At 74.7% G+C, this 15,106-nt stretch carries 10 protein-coding genes; 6 read left to right on the forward strand and 4 right to left on the reverse strand.

Annotated elements, in window-relative coordinates; translation table 11 throughout:
* Window positions 1-41 precede the first annotated feature (41 nt).
* From ACSNN8_RS30425 to ACSNN8_RS30440, 4 genes are all read left to right on the forward strand, one after another.
* The gene (locus tag ACSNN8_RS30425; protein WP_436653398.1) at window positions 42-1,001 is read left to right on the forward strand and encodes a DUF808 domain-containing protein; all 960 of its coding nucleotides are present in this window, start codon (window positions 42-44) and stop codon (window positions 999-1,001) included.
* Window positions 1,002-1,010: 9 nt separating this feature from the next.
* Window positions 1,011-1,775 carry a class I SAM-dependent methyltransferase gene (locus tag ACSNN8_RS30430; protein WP_436653400.1) on the forward strand — a complete coding sequence of 255 codons (765 nt, stop codon included), beginning with the start codon at window positions 1,011-1,013 and terminating at the stop codon, window positions 1,773-1,775.
* Window positions 1,776-1,852: 77 nt separating this feature from the next.
* Window positions 1,853-2,569, forward strand: coding sequence for a SigE family RNA polymerase sigma factor (locus tag ACSNN8_RS30435; RefSeq protein ID WP_436655455.1), 717 nt, complete (start codon window positions 1,853-1,855; stop codon window positions 2,567-2,569).
* A gap of 112 nt (window positions 2,570-2,681) precedes the next feature.
* Window positions 2,682-3,869, forward strand: a complete 1,188-nt coding sequence (locus tag ACSNN8_RS30440; RefSeq protein ID WP_436653401.1) for a hypothetical protein — start codon at window positions 2,682-2,684, stop codon at window positions 3,867-3,869.
* 87 nt (window positions 3,870-3,956) lie between these two features.
* On the opposite strand, the gene ACSNN8_RS30445 is transcribed toward ACSNN8_RS30440, so the two are convergent.
* A complete protein-coding gene (locus ACSNN8_RS30445; protein WP_436653403.1) occupies window positions 3,957-5,702 on the reverse strand; it encodes a RyR domain-containing protein in 1,746 nt (581 codons plus the stop codon).
* Window positions 5,703-5,856: 154 nt separating this feature from the next.
* Between ACSNN8_RS30445 and ACSNN8_RS30450 the strand changes: the two genes are divergently transcribed.
* Window positions 5,857-10,896 (forward strand): diguanylate cyclase, encoded by a 5,040-nt coding sequence (locus ACSNN8_RS30450; RefSeq protein ID WP_436655458.1) that lies wholly within the window; start codon window positions 5,857-5,859, stop codon window positions 10,894-10,896.
* Window positions 10,897-10,927: 31 nt separating this feature from the next.
* On the opposite strand, the gene ACSNN8_RS30455 is transcribed toward ACSNN8_RS30450, so the two are convergent.
* Both ACSNN8_RS30455 and ACSNN8_RS30460 read right to left on the reverse strand, forming a co-directional pair.
* Window positions 10,928-12,184, reverse strand: coding sequence for a prolyl oligopeptidase family serine peptidase (locus ACSNN8_RS30455; protein WP_436653405.1), 1,257 nt, complete (start codon window positions 12,182-12,184; stop codon window positions 10,928-10,930).
* Between the two features lie 113 nt (window positions 12,185-12,297).
* Window positions 12,298-12,636, reverse strand: a complete 339-nt coding sequence (locus ACSNN8_RS30460) for an STAS domain-containing protein (protein WP_436653407.1) — start codon at window positions 12,634-12,636, stop codon at window positions 12,298-12,300.
* Between the two features lie 199 nt (window positions 12,637-12,835).
* Between ACSNN8_RS30460 and ACSNN8_RS30465 the strand changes: the two genes are divergently transcribed.
* Entirely contained in the window at window positions 12,836-14,500 is a 1,665-nt protein-coding gene (locus tag ACSNN8_RS30465) for a CocE/NonD family hydrolase (protein WP_436653409.1), read from the forward strand.
* Here the strand turns inward: ACSNN8_RS30465 and ACSNN8_RS30470 are convergent.
* Window positions 14,497-15,021 (reverse strand): flavin reductase family protein, encoded by a 525-nt coding sequence (locus ACSNN8_RS30470; protein ID WP_436653410.1) that lies wholly within the window; start codon window positions 15,019-15,021, stop codon window positions 14,497-14,499. The genes ACSNN8_RS30465 and ACSNN8_RS30470 overlap by 4 nt on opposite strands.
* Window positions 15,022-15,106: the final 85 nt, after the last annotated feature.

A 15,106-nucleotide genomic window follows, 5' to 3' on the forward strand; every position in this document is an offset into this window, starting at 1 on the left:
TGTGAGGGCACGGACGCAGCCCGACTCTGGAAGGACTCGCCTTGGCCGGTGGACTCGTAGCCCTGCTCGACGACGTGGCGGTGCTGGCCCGCGCCACCGCCGCCTCGATCGACGACGTCGGAGCGGCCGCCGCCAAAGCCGGCGCCAAGGCCGCGGGGGTGGTCATCGACGACGCCGCGGTCACCCCGCAGTACGTGCACGGCCTGGCCGCCGAGCGCGAGGTGCCGATCATCCGGCGGATCGCGATCGGGTCGCTGCGCAACAAGTTCCTGATCATCCTGCCCGTCGTGCTGATCCTCAGCCAGTTCGTGCCGTGGCTGCTCACGCCGATCCTCATGCTCGGCGGCGCGTACCTGTGCTTCGAGGGCGCCGAGAAGGTGTGGGCCAAGATCGCCCACCACGACGCCCACGGCGAGGACGGGGCGGCCAAGGACGAGAAGACGCTGATCTCCGGGGCCGTGCGCACGGACCTGATCCTCTCGGCCGAGATCATGGTCATCACGCTGAACGAGGTGATCGACGAGCCGTTCTGGTCCCGCCTGGCGATCCTGGCCGTCGTCGCGCTCGTCATGACCGTCGGCGTGTACGGCGTCGTGGCGCTCATCGTCAAGATGGACGACGCCGGCGTGAGCCTGTCGCGGCGCTCCGGCGGCATCGCCGCGTTCGGCCGCGGGCTGGTCAAGGCCATGCCCGTGGTGCTCACCGTGCTCACCGTCGTCGGGACCGCCGCCATGCTCTGGGTCGGCGGCCACATCATCCTGGTCGGCACCGACGAGCTGGGCCTGCACTTCCTCTACGAGGCCGTGCACCACGCCGAAGAGGCCGCCCACGACGCCACCGGCCCGCTCGGCGGCCTGATCGGCTGGCTGGTCAACACGTTCTTCAGCGCGATCCTCGGCCTGATCATCGGCGCGGTCATCGTGGCCGTGCTGACGTTCACGCTGCACCGCCGCGGCAAGGACGACGAGCACGCCACCCCGGAGGAGCCCGCCGCCAGATAGCGTCACGGCATGGACTGGGTCGCGGGTTTCTACTCGCGCACCGGCGCCTGGTGGGGTGATGCCGAGGCGCGGCTCACCGGCCGGGACCACCGCCGGGTGGCGCTGATCCGCGCGCACGCCGGCGACCGGCCGGGACGGGTGCTCGAGCTGGGCTCCGGCTACGGCACGACGGCGGTGGCCGCCGCCCTGGCCGGGCACGAGGTGACCGCGATCGAGATCAGCGACCGCGCCGGCCGTACGGCCCGGCTCGCCGCCGGCGTGCCGCCCGGTGCGCTCACGGTGATCCGGGGCGACTTCTATGCCGTACGGCCGCGGGGCCGTTTCGACGTCGTCTGCTATTGGAACGGCTTCGGGGTCGGCGACGACGAGGACCAGCGCCGGCTGCTGCGCCGCATCGCGCGCGAGTGGCTGGCGCCCGGCGGCGTCGCGCTGATCGACGTCTTCAACCCGTACGTCTGGGCGGGCTGGGACGGCGACCGCGAGCACCGCCCCGCCCGGCCGGACGAGGGCTACCCGTACGAGCTCTTCGAGCACACCACGTTCGACCGCGAGACGTCCGTCGCCACCGACACGTGGTGGCCCGCCGCCGACCCCGAGTCCGCCATCAGCCAGCGGCTGCGCTGCTACAGCCCCGCCGACCTGCGGCTGCTGCTCGAGGGCACCGGCCTGCGCCTGGCGGCCCTGGACGTCGCCGCCTCCCGCCCGGGCGAGCCCGACCTCGCCGCCGCGCTGCGCGACCACCCCGAGTACGTCGCCGTCCTGCGCGCCGCCTGATCTTTTCTCGGTTTCGTGCAACCCCGCGCTGTCCTGTCGCCCTCTTCCGCGGGTTCGTCCGCGTCCGGTTCGAGCCGCTGCGCGCGCCGGCGTACGTCACGTGTGGCGACTGGCAGGCCGCGGAGGACGCCGTGGCCGGTGCGCTCGCGCGGCTGTATCTGCGCTGGAACCGGGTGACCTCGCCGGACGCCTACGCCCGCACCATGGTGGTGCGCGCCGCGATCGGGGAGAAACGCCGGCCGTGGCGCCGCGAGCGGTCGGCCGGGGACGCGTTGCCCGACGTGCCGCGGCCGGACGAGTCGGGGCAGGTGGACGAGCGGCTGCGCCTGCGCGCCGCGCTGAGCCAGGTGCCGCCCCGGCAGCGCGCCGTCCTGGTGCTGAGGTTCCTCGAGGGCCTCAGCGTCGAGGAGACGGCCGAGGTCCTGGGCTGCCGCACCGGCACCGTCAAGAGCCAGACCGCACGAGGACTGAACGCCCTGCGGGCCGTGCCGTCGGTGACCGAACTGCTGCCCGGCGCGGACACGACCACCCCGCTGCTCACCCTGCCGCAAGGCTGGTCCACGGTGCTGGGCGAGTACCGCGCCGGCAAGTACCGGATCGGCCCGGTCGGCCAGGTGACCGCCTCCTCCAGGAGTTGCCCGTCTATCGCGACGGCCAGACCTGGCGGGGGGAGGACGGCCGCGACTATCCGCTCAGCGACGGCGTCGTCACTTTCTACCGGGCCGGCGTGTACGACCCGGCGCGGCTCGGCGCCGAGGAGCCGAGCGCCACGTGGGGCAAGGCGTTCGGCGTGACTGTCGCCGGCCGGCCCGGGATCGGGCGCGACCTGACGTACGACAAAGGCACCCGCACGGCGGTGGCCTGGCGGTATGCGACAGCCGGCCCGCCGTCCGATAGACATCGTTGATGATGAATGCGCTGGCGATCGTGGCCGTCCCGCTTCTGGTTGCCGGGGGCGTGTCTGCCCCGGCCGCTCCCCCGCTGCGGGGTGAGCTGTTGCCGGCGCCCGCGGGGGTCGCCTCGGTCACGGCGGTGGACGTCTCGCCGTTCGGGGTGGTGGCGGGCACGGCGGACGGGCTTCCGCAACGCTGGGCGCGGGCGCCGAGGGGCGGATGGCTGCGGCACCAGCTCGCGCTGCCCGAGGGCGCCACGAGCGGCACGGTCGCGGGCGTGACGGATCTCGGCGAAGCGGCCGGCGCGGTCACGGTCGGCGGCGCCTCGCGGGCGGTGCGCTGGTCGGTGAGCGGCCGGTCCGCCACGCTCGTGCCGGGCATCCGGGTCGACGCGGTCGGGCCGACCGGGCCCTGGGGAGTGTTCACCGGCGGCGCGGAGCCCCTGGGCGAGTCGGACCTCGTCGCCCGGGACGGCACGCGCACGCCCTTGCGCGGCACCCCGGAGCTCGACGCGGGCTACCGCCGTACGGTGGCCTCGGTCGGCGGTCCCCGCACCGCGCTGGTGTGGGTGACCGACGGCATCGGGCGCGGCATCACCGCGCGTCCGGTGTTGTGGCGCGACGGCGCGACGCTGCGGCTCCCGGTGGTCAGCTCGTTCCTGCTCTCCCCCGCCTGCGTCTCGCGGGTGCTGCCGGACGGCAGCGTCGTCGCGAGCGGCTACAGCAACGACGGCGGCACCATCGCGTACCAGCTGGTCAAGCACGTCGGCGGCGTGCCCGGCACCGACGTGGTGCTGGGCCGGGCCACGGCCTCCGGCCAGCCGGTCGCCGGCCTCACCTGCGACACCACGCAGACCTCGGCGAACACGCTGGCCTCCGACGGCGGCGTCGCCGGGCGCGTCGACCAGCAGGCCGCGTACTGGACGCCCGGCGGCGAGGTGCAGCTCGTGCCGCTGGCCGAGGGCGAGCGGTCGGCCACCGGGGTCGCCGCGGCCTCCGGTGGCCGCATGGTCATCCGGTCGGAGGGCGAGGACGGCACCGTACGCCTGTCGCTGTGGCAGGCGGGGGTCCGCACCGCGCTCGCAGCGCCCGAGGGCTGGTCGGTCTCCGCGGTGGTCGAGCTGACCGACGCCGGGCTGCTGGTGGCGCAGGTCAGCAACGCCGACGGCACGGTCCGCCCCGCGGCATGGCGGATCCGCTGAGACCCCGGCCGATGCGCCGAGACGCCGGCCGGGGGCCGAAGCGCCGGCCGGTGCGCGGAGACGCCGGCGACGGCGGAGAAGCCGGCGTCAGCGCCGGCGTGGGGCGGGGACCAGGGTGAGGCCGGCGGCGGCCAGGCAGGACGGGATCGCGCGGACGGCGGCGCGGTCCTTCTCCTGGCGGCGCGGCGGCAGCCGGTCCCAGTCGACGAGGTCGGGGTGCTGCTTGCGGTCGTCGTCGCGGAGCTCGCCGTGGGTCCAGCCCTTGGCCCTGCGCTCGGTCGTCCAGCGCAGGTGCTCGACCTTGGCGAGCATCTCCACGTCGGCGTCCGCGAGGGTCACCGGCGTGACGGCGCCGGTCGCGGGGACGGCGGCGTAGCCGATCATCCGCAGCTTGTGGCCGATGTGCCAGGCCTGCTCGCGGTTCGACTCGCGCAGGTGCGGCGGCAGGTCCGCCCACGCGACCACCGACGGGTTGGTCGCGACGGTCTCGCCCAGCGCCTCCTCGTTGCGCACGTACGCCTCGTGGACGGCCCGCGCGAGCGCCTCGTTGGTGCCGGTCCGGATCGCCGAGATGGCGTACGCGGTCCGCGGCACGCTGACGAGGACGAGCTGCGCCCGGCCGAGGGTCAGCACAGGCCGCAGCGCGCCGCGGTGCTCGGCCTCGCGCAGGGCGGCCTCGCCGAGCACGCCGCTGCGCGAGACCGCGACCACGACGGTGGTGTCGTGCCCGGCCAGCAGGCGCAGCACGGCGTTGCCGGTCGCGATGCCCGCGGCATCGTCGTCGAGGCAGACGTACACCCGGCCGGGGATGCGCGGGGCGCCGTCCGAGCCGGGCACCGTCAGGTCGTCGGCGGAGGTCAGCCAGCCCGGGTCGGCGGTCCGCGCGGTGACGGCGATCCGGCCGCGGGGGTCGGCGTGGCGCACCCGTACGGCGTCCGCCGGCACGGCCGGGTCGAGCACGCACAGGCTCGGCGTGACCCGGCCGGCGCCGGTCTCGCCCGCCCAGAACAGCAGGAGCCGCTCGACCAGCACCCGGCCCAGACCGGCATAGCCGATCACCAGCACGGCGGAGCGCGGATCGGCCGGCGGGAACGGCGGGAGGCAGTCGAGCAGCCCGCGCGCGGTGCGGTCGTGGCGGGCGAACAGGTCGACGCGGCTTTCGCCCGAGCCGAGCCGCTGCCGGATCACGGCCTCGAACAGGTCGCGGTCCTCGGCCTCGGCGTAGCAGGTGACGCCCCGGTCCACCGTGTGCACCGCGATCGCGACCTCGGCGTTGCGAACGCTGTCCGGCCCCACGGCGATCACCTCGCGGGCCCTGCTGAGCCGGGCCCGGGCCAGCACCGCGGGCCGGCGCGGGTCGCCGGTCACCTGCAGCGCCCCGCGCGGCACCGGGCCGCCGGGACCGACCACGATCACCTTGCCGCGGGCCTCGCCGAGGATCTGGCGGACCAGCCGGGCGGTGAGCTCGGGCGGCCCGCAGACGATCGAGTGCCCGGCCGTGACCGCGATCCGGCCCTGGCGCAGCCGCCCGGCGATCAGCGCCTGGACCGCGAGCAGGATGAGGTACGCCGTCACGGCCGGCGCGGCGAACCGGGCCACCTGGAGCAGGACGGGCAGGTTCTTGGCGTTCTGCAGCGGCGCGGCGTCGAGCACGAACAGCTGCAGGCTGTAGTAGACGAGGTCGAGGAAGCCGCGGCCGTACTCGTCGTGGCCGGGCAGGTACTGCCGGAAGCCCAGCAGGCCGCACCCGAAGGCGCCGACGGCGACCAGCGTGAAGAACCCGCGCGCGATCCAGGAAACCCGGCCGGGCCCGTCGCTCTGCTCTGACGTCACCCGACCATCGTGGGCCCTCGCCCGGTTTCGACCAATCCACCGGTTGTCCGCCCGTGATCACCCGAAGTCCGAATCAGATCGGGTCGTCGCGCGCCGAACAGGATGAGGTGAGCCCCGCAGCCGGAGCAGGGCTCGGCGAGGCGGACGGGTGACGATGGGTGCCGAGGGTGGGCGGGGACGGCCGACGCTGTCCACGGCCGGCTCCGACCACGTCGTGCTCAGCTCGAACGACCGCACGCTGATCAAGCGCCTGTTCCTGCCGGACGGCGAGACGACCGTCATCTGGAAGCAGTACCTGGGCGCGAGCGGCCCGATGCGGCGGCGCCGGGAGCACGCCCTGCTCGAACGGCTGGCCGGGGTGCCGGGCGTGGTCCGGCTGGCGCGCTGGACGCACCCGGACGCCGCGCTGCTGGCCGACGAGGGCGGGCGGACGCTCGCGTACGCCGTGGCGGCCCGCGAGATCGACCCGGCCGGCGTGCCGCGGCTGGCGCACCGGCTCGCGCACATCATCGCGGGCGTGCACGCGCGCGGCGTCGTGCACAAGGACATCAACCCCGCGAACATCCTGCTGGACGACCGCGGCTCACCGGTCCTGGTCGACTTCGACGCGTCCGCTCTGTTCACCGAGAACCAGGCGGGCTTCGGCGACCTGCGCGAGATCGAGGGCACGCTGCAGTACCTGCCGCCCGAGCAGACCGGGCGCACGGGGCTGCCGGTCGACCACCGCGCCGACCTGTACGCGCTGGGCGCGACCCTGTACGAGCTGGTGGCCGGACACCCGCCGCTCACCCACGGCGACGACCTCCAGCTCGTACGGGATCTGCTGCTGCGCGTGCCGCCTCCGCTGGCCGAGGTGCACCCCGGCACGCCGCCGATGCTGTCCGCGATCGTGGCGCGGCTGCTGGAGAAGGAGCCGGACCGCCGCTACCAGAGCGCCGAGGGCCTGGCGTACGACCTGGCCCGGCTGTGCGAGCAGCCGGGCGTGCCGTTCCGGCTGGGCGAGCGCGACTTCCCGCTGCGGCTGACCGCGCCCTCGGTGCTGCTCGGCCGCGACGCCGAGGTGACCGCGCTGCGCGCCGCGTGGGAGGAGGCGGTGCTGGGCGGCAACCGCGGGGTGCTCCTCGCGGGCGCGGCGGGGACCGGCAAGTCCGCCCTGGTCAACGCGCTGCGGCGGCCGGTGGCGGCGCGCGGCGGCTGGTTCGTGACCGGCCGCGCCGACCCGTTCCGTCAGGGCGCTGCGGCCGGGCCGGTGCTGCGCGCGCTGCGCCGGCTGGGCCGCCTGCTGCTGACCGAGCCGCCGGAGGCGCTGGCCCGGCTGCGGACGTCGCTGGTCGAGGCGCTCGGCCCGAACACCGCCCTGATCGCGGCCGCGCTGCCCGAGTTCGGCACGCTGCTGGGCGGCGGCGAGCCGGGCCCGAACGCCGAGACGGGCGACGGGGAGGCCGCCGTGCGGCTGCGGCAGGCCGTCGCCACGCTGCTCGGCACCGTCGTGAGCGCCCGGCGCCCGCTGCTGATGGCCGTGGAGGACCTGCAGTGGGCCGACACGACCTCGTTCGACCTGCTGGAGACGGTGTTCAGCGAGCCCGGCATCGTCGGCGTGCTGGTGGTGGGGACCGTGCGGCCGGCCGAGGTGGACAGTGCCACGCTCGCCCGCTGGCGGGGACGGGTGCCGCTGCTCGAGCTGGGCAACCTGCCCCCGGAGGGCACCCGTGACCTGCTGCGCGAGGTGCTGCGGCTGCCCACGCCGGCCGCCGCGGAGCACCTCGCCGGGCTGCTGCACCGCTGGGCCGGGGGCAACCCGGCGGACACCCTCGAGCTGGTCAACGCGCTGCGCCGGGACGGCGCGCTCACGCTCGGCGAGAACGGCTGGCACTGGGACGAGGAGCTGATCCGCCGGCAGGCGTCCCGCAGCGACGTGTCCGGGCTGCTGCGCGACCGCGTCGACCGGCTGCCCGCCCGCACCCGCGAGCTGCTGCGCGTCCTCGCCCTGCTGGGCGGCGACGAGGTGTCCAATGCCGTGTTCGCCGGCGCGGCCGGGGTGCCGCTGGTGGAGCTGCTCCCGCCGATGTACCCGGCGCTGGAGGACGAGCTGGTCGTCGTCACGGCGACGCCCGGCGATCCGGCCGCGCCGATGCTGCCGGCCTTCCGCAACGAGCAGGTCCGCCGGGCCGTGCTGAGCGGCTTCCCCGACGAGCAGCGGGGCCGGATGCGGCTGGACCTGGCCCGCCGCCTGGCCGCCGTGCCGGAGACCGCCGTCGTCGCCGCCGCCCGGGAAACCGCCGCCGGACCGGAGACCGCCGTCGTCGCCGCCGCCCGGGAAACCGCCGCCGGACCGGAGACCGCCGTCGTCGCCGCCGCGCAATATCTCGAGGCGGCCGCCCTGGTGACCGACGCCGCGGAGCGGCGCACCATGGCGGGTCTGTTCACCGTGGCCGCGGAGAGCGCCGCCGCGTCCGGCAACCAGGAGGCCGCCGAACGCTTCGCGGGCGCGGCCGTCGACGCGCTGACCGGGTTGGGTGTCGCGGACGACGACCCCGCGTTGTTCGAGGCCCTCGCCCGCCGGCACCGCGCGCTGCACCTGCTCAACCGGCTCGACGAGGCCGACGCCGTCTACGCCGCGGTGGAACGCGCGCAACCCGACCCCGTCCGGCTGGCGTCGGTGGCCGTCGTGCAGCTGAGCTGCCTCGCCCAGCGCGCGCGGCAGCGGGAGGCGCTCGAGCTGGGCGGGGAGCTGCTGGCGCGGCTCGGCGAGGACCGGCCCGGCCCCGGCTTCGCGGCGCGCCTGCCCGAGCTCTGCCGGGAGATCGTCGCCTGGTCGCAGCGGCTCGACCCGGCCGCCGACCTGGCCCGGCCGGAGATCGACGACCCGCGGGTGCTCGCCGTGATCCGCGTCGCCGGCAAGCTCATGCCGATCTGCTTCTTCATCGGCGACCGCCGGCTCGGCCCGTGGATCCTCGTCCGCAGCTGGCAGATGTGGCAGCAGTACGGCCCGTCGCCGCATCTCGCCGCCACGCTCACGTCGGTGGGCATGACGCTGCTGCAGGTCCTCGGCGACTTCGCGGCCGGCCCGCGGATCGGCCGGCACGTGCTCGCGGTCGGCGAGAGCCGCGACTACGAGCCGTCGACCTCGCTGGCGCGCTACCGCTACGCGATGCAGCTGCAGGTGTGGACCGAGCCGATCGAGCAGACGATCGCCGAGCTGCGCCGCGCGTACGACGGTCTGGTGCGCGGCGGCGACCGGGAGATGGCGGCCGGGGCGTGGAACGCGATCCTCGTCGGCCGGCTCGAATCGGCGGCCACTGTGGACGCCTACCACGAGGACATCCAGTCGGCGCTCGCCTTCGACGCCCGTACGGGCAACGAGTTCTTCGCCGGTGTGGCGCTAGCGCACCGCCAGCTCGCCCGCGCGCTGCAGGGCCGCACGTCGGCGCCCGGCAGCTTCGACGACGACGGGTTCACCGAGGAACGCCACCTGGCCGCCTGGCCGCCGACGGCGCTCACCACCAACGTCTACCACCTGTGCCGGGCGCTGGCCGCGGCGTTGTTCGGCGATCACGCCACCCTCCAGCGGCACGCCTCCGCGGCGATGAGCGCCATCGGCGTGCTGCCCGGTTATCTGGCCGCGCAGGCCCGGGTGCTGTCCGCGCTGGCGCACGCCACCCGGTTGCACGCCCTGCCGCCGGAGGTGCGGGCCGACGACCTGGGCCTGGCCACCGTCGCCGGCAACCTCGCGTGGTTGCGCGCCCGGGCGGCCGACTGCCCCGCCAACTTCGAGCACCTCGCACTCTGGATGTCGGCCGAACAGGCCTGGTTGCACGGCGATCCTCAGGCGGCGTCCGTGTCGTTCGACCAGGCCGTCCACGCGGCACAGGCGCAGCAGCGGCCCTGGCACACGGCGCTGATCCTGCAACGGGCCGCGACGCTGCACCTGTCGATCGGGCTCGAGGCGAGCGGCCGGCTGCACCTCGCCGAGGCCCTGCGGGTGTACGAGCAGTGGGGCGCCACGGCCAAGGTCGCGCAGCTGCTGACCGCGCATCCGGTGCTGCGCCCCGCCGTACGGGACGCACGCTCCCGCTCGCGGGGCACCGGCGCGCTGAACCCGGACGCCCTGGACGCGATGGCGATCGTGCGGGCCTCACAGGCGCTCAGCTCGGCCACCGACCTGGGGCAGCTGCGCACGGCCATCGTCGAGCAGCTGACCTCGCTCACCGGGGCGGGCGAGGTGGTGCTCGTGGTGCGCGGCGAGCGCAACGAGTGGTTCCTGCCCGGCGGGCCGGACGGGTCCACCCCGCTCGACGTCGACGGCGCCGAGGTGTACGGGCTGCTGCCGGCGAGCGCGTTCCAGTACGCGGTCCGCACCCGCGAGGTGCTGCTCGTCGAGGACGCCACCCGCGACGACCGGTTCGCGCGCGACCCTTTCCTGGCCGGGGCCGGGCGCTGCTCGCTGCTGGTCGTGCCGGTGCTGCACCGCGACACGCTGCGGGCCGTGCTGATCCTGGCCAACCGGCAGACCAGCGGGCTGTTCACGGCCGACCGGCTCGACGCGGTCAAGCTCATCACCGGCCAGCTCGTGGTGTCGCTGAACAACGCGCTGCTCTACGCCTCGCTGGAGGCGCGGGTCGCCGAGCGGACCCGCGAGCTCGCCGCCGCCAACACAAAGCTGGAGGAGCTGAGCAGCACCGACGCGCTCACCGGGCTGGCCAACCGGCGCCGCTTCGAGCAGGGGCTCAGCGCGCACCACGACCGGCTGCGGCACTCCGGCCGCGGCTACGCCGTGCTGATGATCGACGTCGACTACTTCAAGAAGTACAACGACCGCTTCGGCCACCAGGCCGGGGACGAGTGCCTGCGCAAGGTGGGGGCGGCGCTCTCCGGCGCGATCCGCGCCGGCACCGACCTGGCCTGCCGCTACGGCGGCGAGGAGTTCGTCGTCGTGCTGGGCGACAGCGACCCGGTCATCGCGTCCACCCTGGCGGAGCGGGTGCGCGCGGGCATCCAGGCGCTGCGGATCCCGCACCCGGACGGCCCGTCCGGGGCGGTCACCGTGAGCATCGGGGTGGCGGTCGCGGCCGGCCCGGAGGGCGACGGCGAGCAGGTCGTCCGGCGGGCGGACGCGGCGCTGTACGAGGCGAAGGCCGAGGGGCGCAACACCGTACGGGTCGCCGAGCCCGTCGCCCCGTCGGCGACGGGCTAGCCGGCGGCCCGCGTTCGGGCTGCGGGGCCCGTCAGCGGCGCTGCCGGGACATCCACTGCCAGATGTGGGTGCCGTTGATGCTCGGGTCGTTGCGGGCGACGTAGATCCAGGACCAGTGGCCGGGGAACTGGTAGCCGTTCCAGACCACGTGGTCGTAGAGGGTCATCAGCGAGCGCGGGATGACCTCGTGGGCGTGCACGGTGTTGGGGCCGGGCGGCACGGTGTCGTCGTCGCGCGAGGCCACCAGCCAGGTGGGGGTGGTGATGCGGGCCAGCTCGGCGTCGGGGATCAGCGGGGCGGGGTTGTCGCGGAACGGGGCCACCACGCCGCAGATGGGCACGGAGGCGGCGAACAGGCTGCGGTAGACGGTGGTCATCTTGAGGCTCATGTAGCCGCCGTTGCTGCAGCCGGCCACGTAGATGCGGTCGGTGTCGACGTCCCGGCGGCGGACCACCTCGCCGACGATCTCGCGGATCTGCGGCGCGAAGCGGTCGCCGTCCTCCAGCCAGTACGAGGTGCTCTGCGGGGCGACCACGTGGGCGCCGTTGAAGATGCGCTGGGCCTCCCGGGTGGCGAAGCCCAGGGCGCCGCGGTTGGCGCGCAGGGTGGTCTCGTTGTCGTAGTAGCCGTCGGGCAGCGAGGCGCCCTCGCCGCCGCCGTGCAGCCACAGGATCAGCGGGCGGCGGCCGCCGCGCGGCGGGGAGTACAGGCGGTACTTCATGCCCGATCCCGAGACGTGGTAGCCGAACGCATCGACCTCGGGGTTGGACAGGCGGCCCTGCCGGAAGCGGCTGATCGTGAGCGTGCCGCCGTGGCGCATGGCCAGGGGCGCGGTCTGGGTGATGGTGTAGACGAGGTTCAGCCGTACGTTGCGGCCCCGGCTCGCGATGTAGCCGAGCGTGGCGGCGCCCGGGCGGCCCTCGCCGTGCTGGAGCTCGAGGACGATGTCGCCGTGCTCGTCGAGCCGGGCGGCGGTCACGACGCGGTCCAGGTCGTACTCGCTGAAGATCTGGTCGCCGGGAGCGATCGGGATGGGGCTGGTCGCCTTGGCGTGCACGGTGAACGTGGCGGGGGTCAGGCTGCGGGGGTCGATGCGCCCCAGCCCGGCGGTGCGCAGCGTGACCGCGGTGACCTGCTCACCGCCGTCGAGGGTCCGGGCGTCGAGGACGAAACGGACGCCGGTGGCCTGATGGCCGCCGGCGTGGGCGGCCACGGACGGCAGGACCAGGCCGGCGGTGGCGCCGGCTCCGGCGGCGAGCACGCCGCGGCGGCTGACGGACATGGACATGCGGACTCCCCGGTGCCAGGTTGCGGCGACGTGAAAAGAACGAGGCCTGTCGATCGCTGCAACGTATCGCGACCGTAATCTCCTGGCAACATCCCGTGACGTCACGGGCGGGCTCACGCGAACAGCTGGTCGACCCCGCAGATGGTCAGGATCTGCCGCACGGTCTCGTTCGGGCGCTCGAGGATGATCCGGACGCCGCGAGCGGCGGCCGCCTCCTGGCAGATCAGCAGCGAGCGGACACCGGAGGAGTCGAGGAACGTCACCTCGCCCATGTCGAGCACGATCCGGCCGGGCGGCTCGGGGCTCAGCAGGCCGGTCACGACGTCGCGCACCTGGGTGCTGTTGAAGGTGTCGAGCTCGCCCGCCATGGTGACGACCGCGTCGGCGCCGACGCGCTCCAGCACGTGGACCTTGAGGTGGGAGTCGGCATATCCCGACGGGGAAAGCGTCACAGCGGCCTCCAGGGCGCGTCTTCGAAGTGATGCATGCAGATCGCTGCCGCGCTTTGCGGAAGCGATGCCGAGAAGACGAGCCTGAGTACGACAGGAAGCCCCGACGTGGTGCGTTGCCCCTGACGGTACGCGCTGCCGACGCGAGTAGCCACCACATCGCCCGTAGGAAAGGTCACTCGTGGCGGCTATGGTCTTGCAGATGGCAAGATTCACCCGGCTGGCCGGACTGGCCGCGGACGCCGCCCTGGGACTCCCGGTGCGCGCGGTCCCGTACGAGATCCGCAGGGACGTGGCGGTGCCGATGCCCGACGGCGTCACGCTGCTCGCCGACCACTACCGCCCTGCCGGGCAGGACGGGCCGTTGCCCGTGGTGCTCATCCGGGTGCCGTACGGCCGGGCGGGCGCGTTCGGGCAGCTGTTCGCCGCTCCTCTGGCCCGGCGCGGGTTCCAGGTGTTCACGCAGGCGACGCGCGGGACGTTCGGCTCGGGCGGGCAGTTCCGGCCGTTCACCACCGAGCGCGACGACGGCCTGGCGACCCTCGCGTGGCTCCGGCAGCAGCCGTGGTGCGACGGCCGGGTCGCGATGACCGGCGGCAGCTATTTCGGGCACACCCAGTGGGCCGTGGCGCCGTACGCCGACCCGCCGCTGGCCTGCGTCTCGCCCCACATCACCTCGGCGAACGTGACGCACCGGCTGTTCTACGACCACGGCACGCCGAACATCCACACGGCGCTGAGCTGGTCGGCGCAGATCGGCCGGCAGGAGCAGCCGGGCCTGCTCGGCGGCCTGCCCGACCCGCGGGTCAAGGCCCGGGTCCGCCGCGCGCTGGGCCGGCTGCCGCTGCAGGCCGTCGACGTCGCGGTGGCGGGGGCGCCGGTGCCGTTCTGGCGCGACTTCGTCGCCCACGCCGAGCCGTCCGACGGCTTCTGGTCGCAGGCCGACCACGACGACGCCGACCTGAGCCGGATGCCGCCGGTGAGCATGGTGACCGGCTGGTGGGACCTCTTCCTGGCCGGCAACCTCGCCGACTACACCGCGCTGCGCGCCGCCGGGGTGCCGGCCCGCCTGGTCGTGGGGCCCTGGCTGCACGGCGAGCCCGGCGAGCTGCGGACGATCGTGCAGACGGACGCCAGGTGGCTCGACCATCACCTCAACGGCGGTCCCGCGCCCGAGGGCGCGCCGGTGCGGGTGTATCTGCAGCAGGCGAAGCGGTGGCTCGAGTTCGACCAGTGGCCGCCTCCGGCCGTACGGGAGAGGGATCTTCACCTGGCGGGCGGCGGGCGGCTCGAGTCGGCGCCGCACGCCGGAGGTGAGCCGAGCCGGTTCACCTACGACCCGGCGCGGCCGACCCCGACCGTCGGCGGGCCGTTGCTGCAGCCGCCGGGCAAGCAGGCCGACAACCGCCGGGTCGAGGAGCGCGACGACGTGCTGGTCTTCACCGGGGCGCCGCTGGGCGCGGACCTCGACGTGGTCGGCCCGGTCCACGCGACCGTCCACCTGCGCACCGACATCCCGTACGCGGATGTCTTCGTGCGGCTCTGCGACGTGGACGACAAGGGCGTCTCGCGCAACGTGGTCGACGGCATCCGCCGGCTGGACCCGCGCACGGCCGACGCGCAGGGCCTCCGGCCGGACGCCGACGGGGTGCTCGCCGTGGAGGTCGAGCTGTTCCCCACCGCGTACCGGTTCCGGGCCGGGCATCGCCTGCGCGTGCAGGTCAGCGGCGGCGCGTTCCCCCGGTACGCCCGCAACATGGGGACGCCGGAGCCGTTCGGCGTCGCCACCGCGGGCCGCCCGTGCCGCTTCGAAATCTTCCACGACGACGCGCGGCCCTCGCGGCTGACCCTGCCCGTTCTGCCCTAGTCGCGATGGAGCCTGGTGTAGCCGCCGTCGTGGTAGACCAGCGGCTGCGCAGTGTCGTCGCCGTGCATCTCGCCGGCGATCGGGGTGGCGAGCACGATCGTGTGGTCGCCGGCGCGCACGCGGCGGAAGACGCGGCAGACGATGCGCGCGAGCACGCCGTCGAGCAGCGGCACGCCGTCGGGGCCGGGCGTCCAGGCGCCGTGCGCGGCGAAGCGGTCGATGCCGCTGGTGGCGAACGTGCGGGCGGTCGCCTCCTGGTCGCTGTGCAGCACGTGGACCGCGACCGTCGCGGCCTGCGAGACTGCCCGGGCGGCCGACGCGGTGTCGGCGAGGCAGAACGAGACCAGGGGCGGATCGAGCGACACCGAGGTGAACGAGGTGGCGGTGAAGCCGGCCGGCGGATCCCCGGCCGCGGTCACGACGACCACGGCGGCGGCGTGCCGGCGCAGCAGGGCCTTGAACAGGTCGCTGTCGATCGCGAAGGAAGACCCGTTGGTGGCGTGGTGCGGGGCGACGGTCACGGTGACCCTCCTTCCAACTGAGCCAAACCTATAGGAACTGTAGCCTTTACATCGACAGCCAGTTGTGTGACGGGAGCGATGGCAG

Origin of the sequence: Actinoplanes sp. URMC 104 (genome assembly GCF_051386375.1) — a bacterium.
GTDB lineage: Bacteria > Actinomycetota > Actinomycetes > Mycobacteriales > Micromonosporaceae > Actinoplanes.